An 18,957-nucleotide genomic window follows, 5' to 3' on the forward strand; every position below is an offset into this window, starting at 1 on the left:
GCCTCATCCGCGATTAGCGGCACTTCGGCGAGAGCGCCGGGACGTTCGCCCACGGCCAGTTCTTCCAGCTGCCGTCCTCATCGACGCACGGGGCAGGGCTGCTCGCCGGATGAGGCGCACTTGCTGTCCTCGGCGGCGCGGCGAAGTGCTGGTCCACATAGGTCGTGGACAGATATCCGGCGACGATGACGCCCAGCAACACCGAAGAGCCCTTGGCCAGATCGCTCAGCTTCATCGGTCGTCTCCATCTGCTTCCCATCCGCCACGGATAGCAAAGATCGTGGCATCTCTCAGTGACAGACGTCACGGCCGCCAAATCATCTTCAACACCGGCCGCCCTGAGGTCGGATTCACATCGTCGCCGGCCTGCGCAAAGCCGTTGCGCTCGTAGAAGCGGATGGCGCGGGCATTGTCCTTGTTGACCAGCAGCGTGACGCCTGACGGTGACAGGCGCTTGGCTTCCTCGACCAGCAGCCTTGCCGCGTCGGAGCCCCAATGATTGGGGTCGACCACCAGCTGGTCGAGATAGCCGTCGCCGTCGATCGTGACGAAGCCGGTCAGCGCGCCATCCTGCTCGGTGACGACGATCGAGGCCTTCGGCACCAGATCCTTGCGCCAGCGCTCGCGCCACCAGCCCAGCCGCGCGGCGAAGTCGATCTGCGGATAGGCCTGCTGCCAGGTGCGGTGCCAGAGCTCGATCGCCGCCGCCTCGTCCGCGTCGCGATAGGGGCGGAGGTGGAGCGCGCTCACTACCGCTCCGTCAGCTTCAGCTCGATGCGACGGTTGCGCTTGTAGGCCTCTTCGGTGTTGCCGGGGTCGAGCGGCTGGAATTCGCCGAACCCGGCGGCGACCAGGCGCTGGGCCGGCACGCCGAGCGAGATCAGATATTGCACCACCGAGATCGCGCGCGCCGCGGACAGGTCCCAGTTCGACTTGAAGTTCGGGCCATTGACCGGGCGCACGTCGGTGTGGCCGTCGACGCGGAGCACCCAGGCGATCTCCGGTGGGATCTTCTTGTCGAGCTCGATCAGCGCGTTCGCCACGGTGTCGAGCTCGGCGCGGCCCTCGGGCAGGAGCGTGGCCTGCCCGGTATCGAAGAACACTTCGGACTGGAACACGAAGCGGTCGCCGACCACGCGGATATCCGGCCGGTTGCCGAGAATGGCGCGGAGCCGGCCGAAGAATTCGGAGCGGTAGCGGGACAATTCCTGCACACGCTGCGCCAGCGCGACATTCAGGCGCGACCCCAGATCGGCAATTCGATTTTGCGATTCCTTGTCGCGCTTCTCGCTGGCGTCGAGCGCTTCTTCCAGCGCCGCCAATTGCCGGCGCAGCGCACTGATCTGCTGATTCAGCACCTCGATCTGCGCCAGCGCCCGCGCCGAGACCGCTTTCTCCGAGTCGAGCGCCTTGCCGAGCTCGGCGGTCTTGCCCTGCGCGTCGTTGCCGGCATTGGCGAGGCCCTCATAGAGGCCCTTCATGCGGTCGCGCTCGGATTCGGCCGAGGCGAGGCCGGCTTTCAGCTGCGAGACCTGGTCGTCGAGCGAGAGCTTGCCGAGCTTCTCCAGCGAGAGCAATTCGTTGAGCTGCGCGATCTTGGCGTTGAGCTGCTCCAGCGCCTTGTCCTTGCCGGTGACCTCCTGCGACAGGAAGAACTGCACGACCAAAAACACCGAGAGCAGGAACACGATCGACAGCACCAGCGTCGACAGCGCGTCGACGAATCCGGGCCAGTAGTTGAAGGCGCCTTCGCTGCGCCGGCCGCGGGCTAAAGCCATGATGCTCAACTCTTCTCAGGCTGGCGCGCGATGCGTTCCAAGAGGCGCCGGATCTCGCGGTTCTGCTCACCCTGGCCGTCGGCCCATTCGCGGATCATCTGCTGCTCGGTGCGCATGTGCGAGACCAGCGCCTGGATCGCTTCGGCGAGACTGGCCATCGACGCGGTGGTGCTGCGGCTGGCGGTGCCTTCCTCGAGCACGCTGCGCAGCCGCTCGACCGCGGCCTGGAGCTCGCCGCTGGCAACGCCGCCGCTCGCTGCGGCGACCACCTCGCCGCTGCCATATTCGCGCACGGTGGTGGCGAGCCAGTCCTCGAGGTCGGTGTAGAAACGGTTCTGGGCTTGGCTCGATTGCAGGTCGAGGAAGCCGAGGATCAGCGACCCGGCAAGGCCGAACAACGAGCTCGAAAACGAGATGCCCATGCCGCCGAGCGGCGCGGCGAGACCTTCCTTCAACGTATCGAACAACGCGCCGGAATCGCCCCCGACCTTGAGACCGTCGATCACCTTGCCGACCGAGCCGACCGTCTCGATCAGGCCCCAGAAGGTGCCGAGCAGGCCGAGGAAGACCAATAGCCCGGTCATGTAGCGGGAAATGTCACGGGCCTCGTCCAGGCGGGTCGCGATCGAATCGAGCAGATGCCGCATGGTCGTCTGCGTGATCGTCATCCGCCCGGAGCGTTCGCCGCCCAGGATCGCCGCCATCGGCGCCAGCAGCTTGGGGTGCCGGGCCGGCGCCAGGCCGGGATCGGCGATGCGGAAATTGTTGACCCAGGAGACCTCGGGATAGAGCCGGATCACCTGGCGAAAGGCCAGGATGATGCCGATGAACAGCACCCCGCCGATCAGGGCGTTGAGGCCCGGATTGGCGAAGAAGGCCTGGATGATCTGCTTGTACAGCACCACGCCCACCAGCGCGCACAGCACCAGGAACACCAGCATCCGCACCAGGAAGACGCTGGGCGAGGAGAGCTTGGTGTAGTCGATGTCGATGGTGGAGCGGGGCGAGGGGCCTGGCGGCATGGCCGGTATCATCCATTACGAAAGCTTGCTTGCAGTGCGCACTATGGCACAGCGCCGGCCCAAAAAAAGCGCCGGATGTGCCGATTTCGGGGCGGCATGGGGAACCCAAGGCTGAAATCGCGCTTTGATAATGACACGGTCCGGAAATCGTCGGCATTCCACAGGTTTAGGTCGTACTTTCCCCCTGCTGCCCAAAAGACGGAGTGGCCGCATGAGCGTCGTCTCAACGATCATCGGAACTGCCGAACGCGTGCCGCTGCCTGACATCGTGGTCCGCGCCGCGATCCAGCAGCTCTGCGCGCGCACCGCGACACGTCTCGCCGCGCACGATGCCCCCGACGATGCCGCCTTCGCGGGGCGGATGATGCTGCGGCCGATCGCCGAGCGCACGGACGCCGCTAACACCCGGCACGACGACGTGCCGTCGAGCTTCTTTGCGCAGGTGCTCGGCCCCAACCGCAAATTTTCGTCCTGCTTCTACAAGACGGATGCGAGCACATTGCAGGAGGCTGAAGAGGAGGCGCTGCGCCAGACCGCCGGGCATGCCGCTCTCGCCGATGGTCAAACCATCCTCGAGCTCGGCTGCGGCTGGGGCTCGCTGTCGCTGTGGATGGCCCGGCAGTTTCCGCATGCCAGGGTGATGGCGGTGTCGAACTCGCAGTCGCAGCGTGCCTATATCGAGCAGGAGGCGCGGTTACGCGGGCTGCTCAATCTGCGCGTCGTCACCGCCGACATGAACATGTTTACGCCGGACGGCCGGTTCGACCGCATCGTCTCGGTCGAGATGTTCGAGCACATGATGAACTGGCGCAAGCTGATGACGCGCGTGCATGCATGGCTCGCGCCCGAGGGACGCTTCTTCATGCACGTCTTCACCCATCGCTCCGGCTCCTATCTGTTCGAGCGCGCCAATCGCGAGGATTGGATCGCGCAGCACTTTTTCACCGGCGGCGTGATGCCGAGCCATCAGCTGGTCCGGCAATATGACGACATCTTTACAATCGAGAAGGAATGGCGCTGGAGCGGCACGCATTATCAGCACACGGCCCATGACTGGCTCGCCAATTTCGATGCGCATCGCGATGCAATCGAAGCGTCCTTGCTTCCCGTCTATGGCGAGGACACGGCCTTGTGGATGCGGCGCTGGCGCTGGTTCTTCCTCGCCACCGCCGGGCTGTTCGGCCACGCCGACGGCAGCGAATGGGGCGTGAGCCACTACCGGATGAAGGCGGCGGGGTAGGGGCGTTATCGTTCCACTGATTTTCTTCGCTGCCGGTGCGCGTATTCCGCTCCCCATCCGAGGCCGAGGGTGACGGAGACGAGAGAGCCGAGCACGACGCCGAGCTTCGCTGCATCCAGCAGCTTGTCGTCGGTGAACGCCAGCATGGCGATGAAGATCGACATCGTGAAGCCGATACCGGCCAACAGGCCGATCAGGCAGACCCCGCCCCAGGACACGCCGGGAGCCAGCCGACACCAGCCCGTGCGCACCGCGAGCCACGTCGCGGCGATCACGCCGATCGGCTTTCCCGCGCACAGTGCAAGTCCGACGCCGAGCGTCACGAACTGAGCCCCGCCCGAGAGTTCCGTGCCGGTGAAGCTGACCCCCGCATTCGCAAGCGCGAACAGCGGCATAATTCCGTAGGCGACCCAGGGATGAAGTGCGGTCTGAACACGAACGACAGGCGGAGATGTCTCCTGCTCAGATCGGGCCGGCGTCATCAAGCCGAGCACCACGCCTGCAAGCGTCGGGTGAATGCCGGCCTTGAGCAGGCCGGTCCAGACGATGACAGCCGGAAGGATGTAGGCGAATGCAGAGGGAAAGCCGAGCCGCTGGAACCAGAGAACCATCAGCATGCCGGCCGCTGCGATGATGAAGCCGCTGAGATCGAGCCCGCTCGTGTAGAACATGGCGATGATCAGAACCGCAACGATGTCGTCGATGATGGCCAGTGCGAGCAGAAAGACCCGGACATTGGCGGGGATCGAACGTCCGAGCAGTGCGAGCACGCCGACGGCGAACGCGATGTCTGTGGCCGTGGGTATTGCCCAGCCATGGCCGCGTCCCGCCACGCTGTTGAAGCCCAGATAAATCAGGGCGGGAACGGCAATGCCGCCGAGAGCCGCCACAACCGGGAGCACGGCCTGGTCGAATTTGCTGAGTGCACCCTCATGGAGCTCGCGACGAATCTCCAGGCCCACGACCAGGAAGAAGATCGTCATCAGCGCGTCATTGATCCAGAAGTGCAAGGATGTGGTGAAGGCGAAGTCGCCTGATCCCAACACGACGGGATGGTTCCAGAAATCATGATACGCGTGGGCAAAAGGCGAGTTCGCCCACAGCATTGCGGCCATTGCGGCCACTAGCAACACGGCGCCGCTGACGGCTTCGACATGCAGGTAATGCTGGATCGTTCCAATCGCACGCTTGGCGAGCTTGGATTTGGACAGGTCTCTGCCTGGCAGCTGATCGTTCATGGGCACGCGCTTTCTGCGTGGCGGCCCGACCATCGCTTGACCTGTCACTGCTCCTTGCAGCGAGCACCCGGGAGCCTTCTACACGACGATGTCGGGAAGGCAACAGTTCCAATTGGCTCATACTGCCGCAGCAACGGCCGCGTAGGACAAAGGAATCCGAGGAGGAGTGGACCGGCTGACAAAGAATTCCCGTGGCCATCGGAAACGTCGGGCTCCTGCTTTGTTATCGCCGGTTAACCCAAGGAGGAAACACCATGCGGTATCTCGCGCTCACAGCAATTGCCGTGGTGGCCGGCCTGACGGCACCGGCGATGGCGCAGCAGGCTTCGCCATCGCACAACCTTCAAAACGAAGCCGACAAAGGCATCAAGACCGAGAACTCCGGTGCGTCGGGATACGTCTCCGAGCAGGACAAGCCCGGCTCGGCCTCTCATATCCCGGGTAACCCTGCTCGCGCGGCGACGGACAGCGCGGCAACGGCGCCGAGCGCGCAAAACTCCGGCGCGGGAATTGCGGGTGCTCCCGGCAACAAGAACGGGCCTCCGGCTCATAGCGGTACGGTCGGCTCGGCGTCGCAAAATCAATCGGTGCAGGAGCAGGATCCGGCGAACGTCAAGGGATTGCCGGGCAACAAGAGCGGTCCGCCTGCCAAGCGATAGGTTCGCTCGCCATCCCGCCGCTCGCCGAGACAGTTTATTCGGTTGATGCGCTCGGCGGGGTGGCCGCATTGAGCAGATTGGAAAGCGCCGTCACAAGCTGCGCCGGCGCGAATGGCTTGGTCAACAGCACGCTGTTCGGCACGCCCCTCGACGCCCAATCTTCGGCGTGGGTGCCTGTCATATAGATCACCGGCATGGCGGGGTCGAGCTCGCGTGAGCGCTGGGCGACCTCCCATCCGTCGCACTTTCCGCTCAGATTGATGTCGGTCACGATCGCTCGAAATTGTGTCGTGTTGGTTTGAAGAAACGTCATCGCTTCTTCGCCCGAGCCCGTAACAGTTGACTCAAAACCGCCAGCCGAAAGGGCCTCTTGGATCATAACCTGAATGAGCCCGTCGTCCTCGACGACCAGCACCGTGACGGAGTCACTCACTTCACCTTCTCCCCTGCTGCCGCCTTGCAGTGCTCCGGTGAGCTAAGCGACTCGGACGCGCTCGGTTCCATCAATTGTCCAAAAGTGTACATAAGGCGGCTGACGGCGGACGGACCCAAGGTCAGGCGAGGCGTTCATCACCATCGCGATGTTCTGTCGCAGTACGCACCCGCGGAACCCGACTCACGATCCGGTGAGTTCGCGAAAGTGTCGTGCGCTCAGTCAGATAGACGCGTGTGACATTGAGCCGCCCGGGCCACGCGTTGCGCCGCAGCGAGTCCATTCTATTTTGACGCCATCATCCGCGCGGAATTGTCCAGGACGGGCGCCGCGCGGAGCGCGACCAGTTTCAACAACATCGGGGCACTCCACTTCATGTCAGGACTTCACGCGCGATCGGCATGCGTTGCAATCATGCTCGCGGCCGTTGCGCCGCTGCTGGGGGCTTGTGATCAATCCAGCTCCGCCGTCTCCGCCGCCCAACCCTCCGAACCCGATGTCAGCGTCGTCACCGTCAGGCAGCAAGCCCGTGCCGTGGTGCGCGAGCTGCCCGGCCGGATCGCGCCGACCCGCGTCGCTGAAGTGCGCCCTCGCGTGTCGGGCATCGTGGTCGAGCGCCTGTTCCGCCAAGGCAGCGAGGTGAAGGCGGGCGATGCGCTCTACCGCATCGATCCGCGGCCGTTCGAGGTCGAGGTCATGGCCAACGACGCCGCGGTCGACAAGGCCGAGGCTGCGTTGATGCAGGCGCAGCAGCAGGCGCGCCGTATCGCCACGCTCACCAGCCAGCGCGCCGCGCCGGAGGCCGAGAACGAGAAGACCATCGCGGCCGAACGCCAGGCCCGGGCCGAACTCGAGGGCCGCAAGGCCGATCTCGCGCGCGCCAAACTCAATCTCGACTATGCGACCGTACGCGCGCCGATCGACGGCGTGGTCGGTGCGGCCCTGGTCAGCGAAGGCGCGCTGGTCGTGCAAAACGAGACCAATCTCGCCACCGTCCAGCAGCTCGATCCGATCTATGCCGATTTCACCCAGTCGGTGACCGAGCTCAACCAGCTCCGCCGCGCCTTCGAGAGCGGCGACCTCGAGCGCATCGCGGCCGATGCCGCCAAGGTGCGGCTCGTGCTCGACGACAACTCGATCTATTCGCTCGACGGCAAGCTGCTGTTCTCCGACGCCAAGGTCGACGCCCAGACCGGGCAGGTGACGCTGCGCGGCGAGTTTCCAAATCCGAAGCGCGAGCTGCTGCCGGGCATGTATGTCCGCGTGCGAATCGACCAGGGGCTGGACTCCGACGCGATCGCGGTGCCTCAGCAGGCGGTCCAGCGCAATGGCGGCGGCGGCAGCGAGGTGTTCGTCGTCAAGGACGACAACCGCATCGCGGTGCAGCCGGTGCGCACCGGCTCGGTGCAGGACGGAGTCTGGTTCGTCACCGAGGGCCTGAAGGCCGGCGACAAGGTCGTGGTCGAAGGCTTCCAGAAGTTCGCGGCCGGCGACAAGGTCAAGCCGCAATCCTGGGCCGAAGCCGACGCGACCGCGGACGCCCAACGCGCCCAGTTGACCCGGTAAAGCGCGATGGCGAGCTTCTTCATCGACAGGCCGATCTTCGCCTGGGTCGTCGCGCTGTTCATCTGTCTGATCGGTGCGATCTCGATCCCGCTGTTGCCGATCGCGCAATATCCGATCATTGCGCCGCCCTCGATCTCGATCTCGACCAGCTATCCCGGCGCGTCGCCGGAAAATCTCTACAACAGCGTCACCCGGCTGATCGAGGAGGAGCTCAACGGCGCCTCCGGCATTCTCAATTTCGAATCGACCAGCGACTCGCTCGGCCAGGTCGAGATCACGGCCAATTTCGTGCCGGGTACCGATACGAGTGCAGCTTCCGTCGAGGTGCAGAACCGCATCAAGCGGGTCGAAGCCCGTTTGCCGCGCGCGGTGATCCAGCAGGGCATCCTGATCGAGGAAGCCTCCAGCGCCGTACTCCAGATCATCACGCTGAATTCGACCGATGGCAGTCTGGACGAGGTCGGGCTCGGCGACTTCATGATCCGCAACGTGCTCGGCGAGATCCGCCGCATCCCCGGCGTCGGCCGCGCCACGCTCTATTCGACCGAACGTTCGCTGCGCGTCTGGGTCGATCCGGCCAAGCTGGTCGGCTACGGGCTTACCGCCGACGACGTCAACAAGGCGATCGCGGCGCAGAACGCCCAGGTTGCCTCGGGCAGCATCGGCGCCGAGCCGTCGACCGGCAGCCAGCGCACCTCCGCGCTGGTGCTGGTCAAGGGCCAGTTGTCCTCGCCGGATGAGTTCGGCTCGATCATCCTGCGCGCCAATGCGGATGGCTCGACCGTGCGGCTGCGCGATGTCGCGCGCATCGAGGTCGGCGGCCTCAGTTACCAGTTCAACACCCGTCTCAACGGCAAGCCGACCGCCGGTCTCTCCGTGCTGATGTCGCCGACCGGCAATGCGCTGGCGACCGCGGGCGCGGTCGAAGCGAAGATGAAGGAGCTATCGCGCTTCTTCCCGGCGAATATTTCCTACGAGATCCCCTACAATATCACGCCGGTGGTCGAGGCGTCGATCAAGAAGGTGCTGACGACGCTGCTCGAAGCGGTGGTGCTGGTGTTCGTCGTGATGTTCCTGTTCTTGCAGAACATTCGCTACACTATCATCCCGACCATCGTGGTGCCGGTGGCGCTGTTGGGCGCCTGCACCACGCTGCTGCTCGCCGGCTACTCCATCAACATCCTCTCGATGTTCGGCATGGTGCTTGCGGTCGGCATCCTCGTCGACGACGCCATCGTCGTGGTCGAGAACGTCGAGCGCATCATGGCGGAGGAGGGCCTGCCACCGAAGGAAGCGACGCGGAAAGCGATGTCGCAGATCACCGGCGCCATCATTGGCATCACGCTGGTGCTGATGGCGGTGTTCGTGCCGATGGCGTTCTTCCCGGGCTCGGTCGGCATCATCTACCGCCAGTTCTCCGTGACCATGGTCGCCGCGATCGGCTTCTCCGCCTTCCTGGCGCTGTCGCTGACGCCGGCGCTGTGCGCGACCTTGCTCAAGCCGGTCGCAGCCGGCCACGGCCATGCGAAGAGGGGTGTGTTCGGCTGGTTCAACCGCATGCTCGAAGGCGGCAAGGAAGGCTATTCCCGCACCGTCGGCTTTTCGCTGAAGCGCACCGGACGGCTGATGCTGGTCTATCTCGCGCTGCTCGCCGGCCTGTCTTGGGCGTTCGTCAATTTGCCCGGCGGCTTCCTGCCGGTCGACGACCAGGGCTTTGTCACCACTGACGTGCAGACGCCGTCGGATTCGTCCTATGGCCGCACCAAGGCCGTGATCGAGAAGGTCGAAAACTACCTGGCGCAGCGGCCGGGCGTGGACAACGTCACCTTCCTCACCGGCTTCAGCTTCTCCGGCCAGGGCATGAACACCGCGCAGGCCTTCATCACGCTGAAGGACTGGTCGGAGCGCGGCCCGAAGGAGTCCGCCGCCGCTGTCGTCGCCGACATCAATCGCGATCTGTCGTCGTCGATCCGCGACGCCAAGATTTCCGCGCTGCAGCCGCCGCCGATCGACAATCTCGGCAACTCCTCGGGCTTCTCCTTCAGGCTCCAGGACCGGGGCCAGAAGGGCTATCCGGCCCTGATGCGCGCCGCCGACCAATTGATCGCGGACGCAAATGCGAGTTCCGTGTTGCAGAAGGTCTATGTCGAAGGCCTGCCCGAGGCGGGCGTGGTCAATCTCGTGATCGACCGCGAGAAGGCCGGCGCGTTCGGCGTCACCTTCGAGGACATCAACAACACGATCTCGACCAATCTCGGCTCGAACTACATCAACGACTTCCCCAATCGCGGCCGCATGCAGCGCGTCGTGGTGCAGGCGGACAGCCGCGACCGCATGCGGACCGAGGACATCCTCAACTACAACGTCAAGAACAGCCACGGCCAGCTGGTGCCGTTCTCGTCCTTCGCGACCATCGAGTGGGCGCGCGGGCCGACGCAGATCGCGGGCTTCAACTACTATCCGGCGGTGCGCGTCTCCGGCGAAGCCAAGCCCGGCTTTACCTCGGGCGATGCGATCGCCGAGATGGAGAAGCTTGCGGGCAAATTGCCGCGCGGCTTCGGCTATGAATGGACCGGACAATCGCTTCAGGAGAAGCTCTCGGGCTCGCAGGCGCCGTTCCTGCTGGCGCTGTCGGTGCTCGTGGTGTTCCTGTGTCTCGCCGCGCTGTACGAGAGCTGGACCATTCCGCTCGCGGTGCTGCTCACGGTGCCGCTCGGCATCGTCGGTGCCGTGGTCGCGGCGATGCTGCGCGGGCTGCCCAACGACGTCTATTTCACCGTCGGCCTGATCACCATCATCGGACTTGCGGCCAAGGACGCGATCCTGATCATCGAGTTCGCCAGGGACCTGCGCAAGGAGGGCAAGCCACTGGTCGACGCCACGATCGAGGCCTGCCGTCTCCGTTTTCGCCCGATCCTGATGACCGGCCTCGCCTTCATCTGCGGCGTGCTGCCGATGGCGATCGCGCATGGCGCCGGCGGCGCCAGCCAGCAATCGCTCGGTACCGTCGTGATGGGCGGCATGATCGCGGTGGTGATCCTGGCGCTCTTGATGGTGCCAGTGTTCTTCGTCTCGGTGCAGCGGGTGTTGGCGGGGGATCGGGAGCAGCAGGCAGAGAACAAGGCCGAGATCTATGGGCCACCCGCGCCGGCGACGGCCGGCCACTGAACAGGGTCATCGCCTACGGCGTGCACGATGGGGCGGCATCGGCAGTGGGCTCCCTCTCCCGCTTGCGGGAGAGGGTTGGGGAGAGGGTATCTCCGCGTCGGGATTGTCGAGAATTGCGGAGATTGTCGCTGCGTGGTGAGAGCCCTCACCCGCCGCGCGCGGGACGATGCTTCGCATCGCCCGGGGCTCGTCGGCCTCTCCCGCAAGCGGGAGAGGCCGAGTCGGCTTGCTTTCTCGGGATTGTCCATCCAGAATACAGCTCTGGATTGAACGAAGATGTATTCGCACCCTAGCGCGAATGCATAGCCAACCTGCCGATTGAGAGCGTGTGATGCGTCCGACCGATGTTGCGATTTCCAACTATCGCTCTATTCGGCAGCTCTCGATGCCCATCCACCCCTTGTCGGTGTTTGTGGGTGAGAATGGTGTCGGCAAATCCAATCTCTACAAGTCCCTGTCGCTGTTGCGCGACGCCGCGGCAGGTCGAATCACTCGCACGATCGCCGAGGAAGGCGGATTGAATTCCGTGTGCTGGTCCGGCCTTCGCAAGCGAGGAGAAGATGGGCGACTGCGTTTGTCGGTCGAATTCGATACTCTCAGATATTCCATTGAGCTTGGATTTCCGAGCCCGGTCGAGGCGGCATTTTCCGGCGAGCCGATGATCAAGGCTGAAAGTATCGAGACGACACAGGGCAAACGCAAGGTTCAGCTGATGGCGCGAACGAATTCGCTCGTCAGTGTCCGCGGCGAGAGCGGCGCCTGGATCAGCCACAAGGATGCGTTGCTGCCGTCAGAGACGGCACTTGCGGATTTTTCCGGTGGCAAGGAATGCCCTGAGATCGACCTGATCAGAAACGCGATGCTGGGCTGGCGGTCCTATCATGATTTTCGCACCGATCCGGCGTCGCCGATCCGAAAGCCGTGTCTGGCGATCACCACGCCCTCGCTCAGTGCCGACGGAACCGATTTGGCTGCCGCCCTGGCGACGCTCTATTCGATTCGCGAAGATGCCACCGACTTGCAGGAGGCGATCCAGGATGCATTCCCTGGCGCTGAGCTCCGCGCATGGCAAGAAAATGGTTGGTGCGAATTTGATTTGCAGCTGGCGGATATGCCGCGGCCGTTCAGGGCCCACGAATTGTCCGACGGCACGCTGAAATACATCTGCCTGCTCGCAGTGTTCATGGGCTATCGGCTGCCGCCCTTCATCGCGCTGAACGAACCGGAGACCAGCCTGCATCCCTCGCTGCTCGCGCCATTGGCGCGGCTGGTCGCCAAGGCGTCACGCCGCGCAGACATCTGGATTGTCACGCATTCGGAACAACTGATGGAGGCCTTGCGAACCGAGAGTTCGGTCCCGCTTCGCCGCGTAATCAAGCCGAAAGGTGCCACCACCATCGAGGGCCTGACCATCGCCGGTGAATATCGGGACGAGGAAGCGGACGACGACGATTCTTAGCCGTGGCGCATCGACCCGTCCTGCGACGGCGCCCTACTTCCGCAACACCTTCGCCAGCTCCCCGTGCACGAACTCGTTGCCGCACACGACGTGCCCGGTGACCAGCGCGTCGCCTGGTGTGTCGATGTCGCTCACCGTTCCGCCCGCCTCGCGCACCATGATCTGGCCGGCGGCGATGTCCCAGGGGGACAGATTGCGTTCCCAATAGCCGTCGAGGCGGCCGGCCGCGACGAAGGCTAAATCGAGCGAGGCGGCGCCGAAGCGGCGCAGGCCTGCGACGCGGTCCTGGATCGCGGTCATCTCGCGGCGGAATTCCTCGTGGTCGCCGCGGCCGATATGCGGCAGCCCGCAGGCCACCACGCATTCGTTGAGCTGGCGGCGTCCCGCGACCCGCAGGCGCTGGTCGTTGAGGAAGGCGCCCTTGCCGCGCTCGGCGATGTAGAGCTCGTCATTGGCGGGGTTGTAGATCACGCCTGCGATCACCGTGCCCTCGCGGACGAGGCCGATCGAGATCGCGAATTGCGGGATGCCGTGCAGGAAGTTGGTGGTGCCGTCGAGCGGATCGACGATCCAGGTGTGGCTCTTGTCGCTGCCCTCGCGCGTGCCGCCTTCCTCGCCGACGAAGCCGTAGCCGGGCCGCGCCTTGGCGAGGTCCTGGTAGAGGATCTCTTCGGCACGCTTGTCGGCGAGCGAGACGAAGTTCGCCGGCCCCTTCAGCGATACCTGGAGATGCTCGATCTCGCCGAGATCGCGCTTGAGGCTGCGGCCGGCGCGGCGCGCCGCCTTGACCATGACGTTGATAGTGGCGGAATACAGCATGAGCTCTGGTCTTGATCGGGGAAAGGGACGCAAACCCGCGCCATTTGATGGGATTGGGTGCCCTGCGAGGGCCGCAACGTCAAGTCATTTGCTCCCGAGCCATTTCCTCGCGGCAGCTTCCGCCTTGGCGCGGTCGTCGGCAGGCAGATCGGCCAGCTGCTTGTCCAGCTCCGGATCGCCCTTGCCGGCGGTTTTTGCCACCAGGTGCCATTTGAACCCCTCGACCTTGTCCACGGGCGCGCCCATGCCGTTGATCAGGACCCAGGCCAGCCGGTTCTGCGCGATCGCACTGCCCTGGCGGGAGGCCTTGCGCAGCAACGCCACGGCCGCCGGCTGGTTCTTCGGCGTGCCGGTGCCGTTGAACAGCGCAATGGCATATTCGACCTCGGCATCGACATTGTCGGTCAGCGTTGCCGCCTGAAGCAGCCGCACCGCTCTTTCGGGGTCCTTCGGCACGCCGGTGCCTTCCTTGTAGAACGTCGCCAGCGCGTACTGCGCCTCGGGCAGGCCGGCGTCCGCGGCCTGGCGCAACAGCTCCGCGGAGCGTTTGACGTCCTGCGGCAGGGTCTGGCCGTCAAGATAAAGCAGCGCGAGATTATAGGCGGCCTTGGGCTCGCCGAGCTTGGCGGCGGACGCCATCAGCTTGACGGCCTCGCCCTTGTCGATCGGGCCGCCGCGGCCGGCGATGCGCAGCATCGCGAGCGCGAACATCGCCTCGCGGTCGCCGGCCTCGGACGCGCGCTTGTACCATTCGGCCGCCTTGGCGTAGTCGCGCTTGATGCCCATGGCGTTGGAATAGAGCTCGCCCAGCATGGTCATGGCCTTGGCATCGCCGGTCTTGGCGCGCGCAGTGGCGAGCTCGAACGCCGTCTTGTACTGGCCGCGCTGATAGGCGCCGAACACCAGATCGACGTTGGAATTGTCGGCCGGAGGCGCGGGGATCACAGTCGCAGGCAGCGCCGGGGTCGGCGAGGCCGACGGCTTGGGCGCCGGTGCGGCTTCCTTCTTCTTGGTGATGGTGTGCGGCTTGGTTGCGGGCTTGGCCTTGGCCTTTTCAGCCGATGGGCTCGGCGTCGCGACCGGGGGCGTGATCTGGAGCTGTGCCGCCACGGGCGCGGTCAAGAGCAGCGTTGCAAGAAGCGTGATGCGCGATAATTTCATCTCGGGCGCTAGCCCTGGCCCGCGGGAAGGGCTGCATAGCCGTTCTTGATCGCAGCGTCGGCCTCGATCAGGGCGGCCTTGGGCCCGCGCGGATCGGCCCAGATGAACGCGCCGACCAGCACGAAATCGGCGCCGCTGGCGGCGAAGTCGTGGGCTTCCTCGAACGAGGTAGCAAAGCCGACGCAGGGCGGCTCGAACAGTTCCGCCCACCAGTCCAGCCGTTCGGCGATGGCTTGCGACGACGGCCGCTGCCCCTTGGCATCGGGCTCACCGAACAGCACATAGTCTGCGCCAGTCTCACCGGCGCTCATGGACTCGTGTCGCGTCTCCAGCCCGCCGACACCGGCGATGCGATCGGGCTTGAGCGTCGGCATCGCGTCTTCCAGCGCGGCGATGTTTGCGAGATGTGCACCGTCGGCGCCGCCGCGCGCGACGATGTCGGGATGACCGTCGACGAGCAGCGCGGCGCCCGCATTCTGCACGACCGGCGCCAGCGCCTTGATGCGCGAGATCATGGTGCGCTGGTCCGTCTCCTTGAGCTGCAGCAGCACGGCCGCGACATCGGCGGAAGCGAGCAGGCCCGGCAATTCCGCGACGAGCGAAGCGGGATCATCGACCAGCGGCGTCGCGAGATAGAGCCGCGGCGGCGGGCGCGGCGGAGGCGATTTGTTCGACAAGATCTAGGCTGCCTTCTGTTCCAGGCTACTTTGCCATTCGCCCTTCGAGGCGAGGCCGTTCATGCGCGCGCGGTGGCTGAATGCGTTTTGTCCGGCCGTGACGTTTTCCGCCTTGCCCGACCAGGCCTTCTGCGGCGCCGCCTGCAGCGCGCGGCCATAGGAGAAGGTCAGGCCCCAGGGCAACGGGCCGAGCTTGTGCATGGCGTTGAGATGCGCGGTCGCCTCCTCGTCCGACTGGCCGCCGGAGAGGAAGGCGATGCCGGGCACCGCCGCCGGCACGCAGGCCTTCAACAGTCGGATTGTCTTCTCTGCGACGTCCTCGACGGAGGCCTGCTTCGGGCACTTCTTGCCCGAGATGGCCATGTTCGGCTTCAGCACCATGCCTTCGAGCGCGACGCGCTGCACCCGCAATTCCTGGAACGTCTTGTTGAGCACGCGGGTCGTCACCTCATAACAGCGATCGATGTCGTGGTCGCCGTCCATCAGCACTTCCGGCTCGACGATCGGCACGATCTGCGCGGCCTGGCACAGCGCGGCATAACGCGCCAGAGCATGGGCGTTGACGCTGATCGCGGTCATCGAGGGAATCCCGCTGCCGATGTCGATCACCGCGCGCCATTTGGCGAAGCGCGCGCCGCGCTCGTAGTATTTCTTCAAGCGCTCGGCGAGCTTGTCGAGCCCGATGGTGACGAGCTCGCCCGGGCACATCGGCAGGGCTTGCGTGCCCTCGTCGACCTTGATGCCGGGAATGGCGCCGCTATCCTCGATCAGCTTGACCAGCGGCGTGCCGTCCTTGGCATCCTGCCAGATCGTCTCGTCGTAGAGGATCACGCCGGAGATATACTGGCTCATGGCCTCGCTGGAGCGGAACAGCATCTCGCGATAATCGCGGCGGTTTTGTTCGGTCGAGTCCACGCCGATGGCGTCAAAGCGGTTCTTGATGGTGCCGGAGGATTCGTCGGCGGCAAGGATGCCCTTGCCGGGCGCGACCATGGCGGTCGCGATCCTGTTCAGCTCAGTCAGATTCATCGAGATGTCCTCCCAAAACGATTCTGCCCTTGCCTGTGAAAATAGACCGTTCTCGGGCAATTGCCGAGTTAACGTTGGTCGCAGGGCAGGGGGAGGTCAGTTGTGGCGAAAAGGAGCGGGCTGGGCGACCCTTCACCTCGCCCCGCTTGCGGGAGAGGTCGGATTTTGCGCGTCGCGTAAAATCCGGGTGAGGGGGTACAGGTCCATCGACAGGGCACAACTCGCGGAGAGAGCCCCTCACCCCTCCCTCTTCTCGCCGCGAAGAGCGGGGCGAGGGAGACGATAGAGCGTGCCGGCCTTACGCCACCACGCGCGATCGCTACGCGACGCGGGAATCCCTTACGCCACCTTGGGATCCAGCTCGCCCTTGGCGTAGCGCTTGGCCATGTCGGCGGGGGTCAGGACCTTCTTGAACTTGGAGGCCTGGCCTGCGGTGTTGAACTCCTGCAGCCGCTGCTTGCACAGCTTGACCATCGCCTCCATCGCCGGCTTCAGGTACTTGCGCGGATCGAACTCTTCCGGATTGTCCTTCAGGACCTTGCGGATCTGGCCGGTCATCGCCATGCGGTTGTCGGTGTCGATGTTAATCTTGCGCACGCCGTGCTTGATGCCGCGCTGGATCTCGGATACCGGCACGCCCCAGGTCGGCTTCATCTTGCCGCCGTTGGCATTGATGATGTCCTGAAGGTCCTGCGGCACCGACGAGGAGCCGTGCATCACCAGATGCGTATTCGGCAGCTTGCGATGGATCTCCTCGATCACGTTCATGGCGAGGATGTCGCCGTCCGGCTTGCGGGTGAACTTGTAGGCGCCGTGGGAGGTGCCCATCGCGATCGCGAGCGCGTCGACCCTGGTCTCCTGGACGAACTTCACGGCCTCGTCTGGATTGGTCAGGAGCTGGTCGTGGCTGAGCTTGCCCTCGGCGCCGTGGCCGTCTTCCTTGTCGCCCATGCCGGTCTCGAGCGAGCCGAGCACGCCGAGCTCGCCCTCGACGGAGATGCCGCCGAGATGGGCCATGTCGGTCACGGTCTTGGTGACGCCGACATTGTAGCTCCAGTCGCCGGGGGTCTTGCCGTCGGCCTTGAGTGAGCCGTCCATCATGACCGAGGTGAAGCCGGCCTGGATCGCGGTCATGCAGGTCGCGGGCTCATTGCCGTGGTCGAGATGCACGCAGACCGGGATGTGCGGATAGATCTCGGTCACCGCGTCCATCATGTGCTTGAGCATGACGTCGTTGGCGTAGGAGCGCGCGCCGCGCGAGGCCTGGATGATGACGGGCGCGTCGACCTGGTTGGCGGCGTCCATGATCGCCAGCGCCTGCTCCATGTTGTTGATGTTGAAGGCCGGTACGCCGTAATCGTGTTCCGCCGCATGATCGAGCAATTGACGCAACGTGATCCGAGCCATCTGTATCTTTCTCCCGTTTGGGCCTGCAAGGCTGACTTAAAAGGCCGCTATTTACTTGACGCGCAAGACCTCGACGCCGGGCAGGGGCTTGCCCTCCATCCATTCAAGAAATGCGCCACCGGCGGTCGAGACATAGGTGAATTGCCCGGCCACATGGGCCTGGTTCAGCGCCGCGACCGTGTCGCCGCCGCCCGCGATCGACACCAGCTTCTTCGCCTTGGTGCGCTCGGCGGCATGCTTGGCGGCGGCTACCGTGCCGCGGTCGAACGGCTGCATCTCGAAGGCCCCGAGCGGGCCATTCCAGACCAGCGTGGCGGCATCGTCGATCGCGGCATGGATGCGCACGACCGATTGCGGGCCGACGTCGAGGATCATGCCGTCGGCCGGGATCGCATCGAGCCCGTAAGCATGCGACGGCGCGTTGGCTGCGAAATGATAGGCCACGGTGGCGTCCACCGGCAGGATGATGGCGCAGTTGGCGGCCTCGGCCTTCTCCATGATGCGCAGCGCGGTGGCGGCGAGATCCTTCTCGGCCAGTGACTTGCCGATGCCGACGCCCTGGGCGTGCAGGAAGGTGTTGGCCATGCCGCCGCCGATCACCAGCGCGTCGACCTTGGTCACGAGGTTTTCGAGCAGGTCGATCTTGGTCGAGACCTTGGCGCCGCCGATGATCGCGATCACCGGCTTGGTCGGTGACCCCAGCGCCTTCTCCAGCGCGACGAGCTCGGCCTGCATGGTGCGGCCGGCATAGGCCGGCAGCTTGTGGCCGAGGCCTTCGGTCGAGGCGTGGGCGCGGTGCGCGGCCGAGAAAGCGTCATTGACCCAGATGTCGCCGAGCTTGGCGAGCTCCGCGACGAAAGCCGGATCGTTCTTCTCTTCCTCTTTGTGGAAACGGGTGTTTTCCAGACAAAGGATATCGCCGTTGTTTAAGCCGGAAACGGCTTTGGCGGCGGGCTCGCCGATGCAATCGTCGGCGAAGGCGACCGGCTTGTTCACCACCTTCGCCAGCGCCTCGGCGACCGGCTTGAGCGAGTCCTTGGCGTCGCGGCCCTTGGGCCGGCCGAAATGCGCCAGCAGGATGACCTTGCCGCCCTTGTCCGAGATTTCGCTGATGGTCGGCGCGACGCGCTCGAGCCGGGTCGCGTCGCTGACGCGCCCGTTCTCCATGGGCACGTTGAGATCGACGCGCAACAGCACGCGCTTGCCCTTCACGTCGACGTCGTCGAGGGTGCGGAATTTGTTGGTCATCTCTGGGCTCTCTTGTCCCGGGCCTTTAGCAGGTCATTCCGGGGCGCGCGCAG

General features: G+C 64.9%; 17 protein-coding genes. 5 read left to right on the top strand and 12 right to left on the bottom strand.

Going from position 1 to position 18,957, the window contains the following annotated elements:
* Window positions 1-13 precede the first annotated feature (13 nt).
* The 4 genes from AC0L2O_RS30065 to AC0L2O_RS30080 form a co-directional block, all read right to left on the bottom strand.
* On the bottom strand, window positions 14-235 hold the full coding sequence (locus AC0L2O_RS30065; RefSeq protein ID WP_473372297.1) for a hypothetical protein: 222 nt from the start codon (window positions 233-235) through the stop codon (window positions 14-16).
* Between the two features lie 68 nt (window positions 236-303).
* On the bottom strand, window positions 304-750 hold the full coding sequence (locus AC0L2O_RS30070; RefSeq protein WP_473372298.1) for a GNAT family N-acetyltransferase: 447 nt from the start codon (window positions 748-750) through the stop codon (window positions 304-306).
* Complete coding sequence (locus AC0L2O_RS30075; protein ID WP_369726434.1) at window positions 750-1,778, bottom strand: peptidoglycan -binding protein; 1,029 nt, start codon at window positions 1,776-1,778, stop codon at window positions 750-752. The genes AC0L2O_RS30070 and AC0L2O_RS30075 overlap by 1 nt, the downstream gene beginning before the upstream one ends.
* Before the next feature lie 5 nt (window positions 1,779-1,783).
* Window positions 1,784-2,800: a flagellar motor protein MotA gene (locus AC0L2O_RS30080; RefSeq protein WP_473372299.1), complete on the bottom strand. Its 1,017-nt coding sequence runs from the start codon at window positions 2,798-2,800 to the stop codon at window positions 1,784-1,786.
* Window positions 2,801-3,011: 211 nt separating this feature from the next.
* Between AC0L2O_RS30080 and AC0L2O_RS30085 the strand changes: the two genes are divergently transcribed.
* Window positions 3,012-4,040: an SAM-dependent methyltransferase gene (locus AC0L2O_RS30085; RefSeq protein WP_369726536.1), complete on the top strand. Its 1,029-nt coding sequence runs from the start codon at window positions 3,012-3,014 to the stop codon at window positions 4,038-4,040.
* A 5-nt stretch (window positions 4,041-4,045) separates the two neighbouring features.
* Here AC0L2O_RS30085 and nhaA read toward each other — a convergent pair whose 3' ends face one another.
* A complete protein-coding gene (gene nhaA / locus AC0L2O_RS30090; RefSeq protein WP_473372300.1) occupies window positions 4,046-5,278 on the bottom strand; it encodes a Na+/H+ antiporter NhaA in 1,233 nt (410 codons plus the stop codon).
* A gap of 434 nt (window positions 5,279-5,712) precedes the next feature.
* On the opposite strand from nhaA, the gene AC0L2O_RS30095 reads away from it, so the two are divergent.
* Entirely contained in the window at window positions 5,713-5,937 is a 225-nt protein-coding gene (locus AC0L2O_RS30095; protein WP_369726535.1) for a hypothetical protein, read from the top strand.
* 34 nt (window positions 5,938-5,971) lie between these two features.
* Here AC0L2O_RS30095 and AC0L2O_RS30100 read toward each other — a convergent pair whose 3' ends face one another.
* The gene (locus AC0L2O_RS30100; RefSeq protein WP_473372301.1) at window positions 5,972-6,370 is read right to left on the bottom strand and encodes a response regulator; all 399 of its coding nucleotides are present in this window, start codon (window positions 6,368-6,370) and stop codon (window positions 5,972-5,974) included.
* Window positions 6,371-6,745: 375 nt separating this feature from the next.
* On the opposite strand from AC0L2O_RS30100, the gene AC0L2O_RS30105 reads away from it, so the two are divergent.
* From AC0L2O_RS30105 to AC0L2O_RS30115, 3 genes are all read left to right on the top strand, one after another.
* Window positions 6,746-7,936, top strand: coding sequence for an efflux RND transporter periplasmic adaptor subunit (locus tag AC0L2O_RS30105; RefSeq protein ID WP_369726430.1), 1,191 nt, complete (start codon window positions 6,746-6,748; stop codon window positions 7,934-7,936).
* A 6-nt stretch (window positions 7,937-7,942) separates the two neighbouring features.
* The gene (locus AC0L2O_RS30110; RefSeq protein ID WP_473372302.1) at window positions 7,943-11,104 is read left to right on the top strand and encodes a multidrug efflux RND transporter permease subunit; all 3,162 of its coding nucleotides are present in this window, start codon (window positions 7,943-7,945) and stop codon (window positions 11,102-11,104) included.
* 331 nt (window positions 11,105-11,435) lie between these two features.
* The gene (locus AC0L2O_RS30115; protein ID WP_473372303.1) at window positions 11,436-12,563 is read left to right on the top strand and encodes an AAA family ATPase; all 1,128 of its coding nucleotides are present in this window, start codon (window positions 11,436-11,438) and stop codon (window positions 12,561-12,563) included.
* 33 nt (window positions 12,564-12,596) lie between these two features.
* Here AC0L2O_RS30115 and AC0L2O_RS30120 read toward each other — a convergent pair whose 3' ends face one another.
* The 6 genes from AC0L2O_RS30120 to AC0L2O_RS30145 form a co-directional block, all read right to left on the bottom strand.
* On the bottom strand, window positions 12,597-13,382 hold the full coding sequence (locus AC0L2O_RS30120; RefSeq protein WP_473372304.1) for an inositol monophosphatase family protein: 786 nt from the start codon (window positions 13,380-13,382) through the stop codon (window positions 12,597-12,599).
* Between the two features lie 84 nt (window positions 13,383-13,466).
* Complete coding sequence (locus tag AC0L2O_RS30125) at window positions 13,467-14,543, bottom strand: tetratricopeptide repeat protein (RefSeq protein WP_473372305.1); 1,077 nt, start codon at window positions 14,541-14,543, stop codon at window positions 13,467-13,469.
* 8 nt (window positions 14,544-14,551) lie between these two features.
* Window positions 14,552-15,220: a thiamine phosphate synthase gene (locus AC0L2O_RS30130; protein ID WP_473372306.1), complete on the bottom strand. Its 669-nt coding sequence runs from the start codon at window positions 15,218-15,220 to the stop codon at window positions 14,552-14,554.
* Window positions 15,221-15,223: 3 nt separating this feature from the next.
* Entirely contained in the window at window positions 15,224-16,249 is a 1,026-nt protein-coding gene (locus AC0L2O_RS30135) for a class I fructose-bisphosphate aldolase (protein WP_473372307.1), read from the bottom strand.
* A 339-nt stretch (window positions 16,250-16,588) separates the two neighbouring features.
* On the bottom strand, window positions 16,589-17,656 hold the full coding sequence (gene fba, locus AC0L2O_RS30140) for a class II fructose-bisphosphate aldolase (RefSeq protein ID WP_473372308.1): 1,068 nt from the start codon (window positions 17,654-17,656) through the stop codon (window positions 16,589-16,591).
* A 51-nt stretch (window positions 17,657-17,707) separates the two neighbouring features.
* Window positions 17,708-18,904, bottom strand: coding sequence for a phosphoglycerate kinase (locus tag AC0L2O_RS30145; protein WP_369726421.1), 1,197 nt, complete (start codon window positions 18,902-18,904; stop codon window positions 17,708-17,710).
* Window positions 18,905-18,957: the final 53 nt, after the last annotated feature.

It is taken from the genome of Bradyrhizobium sp. Kon10, assembly GCF_055807395.1.

Bases quoted from the DNA above. Each gene is read 5' to 3' on its own strand.
- AC0L2O_RS30115 (WP_473372303.1), top strand. From the start codon at position 11,436: ATGCGTCCGACCGATGTTGCGATTTCCAACTATCGCTCTATTCGGCAG.
- AC0L2O_RS30145 (WP_369726421.1), bottom strand. From the start codon at position 18,904: ATGACCAACAAATTCCGCACCCTCGACGACGTCGACGTGAAGGGCAAG.
- AC0L2O_RS30110 (WP_473372302.1), top strand. From the start codon at position 7,943: ATGGCGAGCTTCTTCATCGACAGGCCGATCTTCGCCTGGGTCGTCGCG.
- AC0L2O_RS30120 (WP_473372304.1), bottom strand. From the start codon at position 13,382: ATGCTGTATTCCGCCACTATCAACGTCATGGTCAAGGCGGCGCGCCGC.
- AC0L2O_RS30135 (WP_473372307.1), bottom strand. From the start codon at position 16,249: ATGAATCTGACTGAGCTGAACAGGATCGCGACCGCCATGGTCGCGCCC.
- AC0L2O_RS30105 (WP_369726430.1), top strand. From the start codon at position 6,746: ATGTCAGGACTTCACGCGCGATCGGCATGCGTTGCAATCATGCTCGCG.
- fba (WP_473372308.1), bottom strand. From the start codon at position 17,656: ATGGCTCGGATCACGTTGCGTCAATTGCTCGATCATGCGGCGGAACAC.
- AC0L2O_RS30075 (WP_369726434.1), bottom strand. From the start codon at position 1,778: ATGGCTTTAGCCCGCGGCCGGCGCAGCGAAGGCGCCTTCAACTACTGG.
- AC0L2O_RS30065 (WP_473372297.1), bottom strand. From the start codon at position 235: ATGAAGCTGAGCGATCTGGCCAAGGGCTCTTCGGTGTTGCTGGGCGTC.
- nhaA (WP_473372300.1), bottom strand. From the start codon at position 5,278: ATGAACGATCAGCTGCCAGGCAGAGACCTGTCCAAATCCAAGCTCGCC.
- AC0L2O_RS30125 (WP_473372305.1), bottom strand. From the start codon at position 14,543: ATGAAATTATCGCGCATCACGCTTCTTGCAACGCTGCTCTTGACCGCG.
- AC0L2O_RS30080 (WP_473372299.1), bottom strand. From the start codon at position 2,800: ATGCCGCCAGGCCCCTCGCCCCGCTCCACCATCGACATCGACTACACC.
- AC0L2O_RS30085 (WP_369726536.1), top strand. From the start codon at position 3,012: ATGAGCGTCGTCTCAACGATCATCGGAACTGCCGAACGCGTGCCGCTG.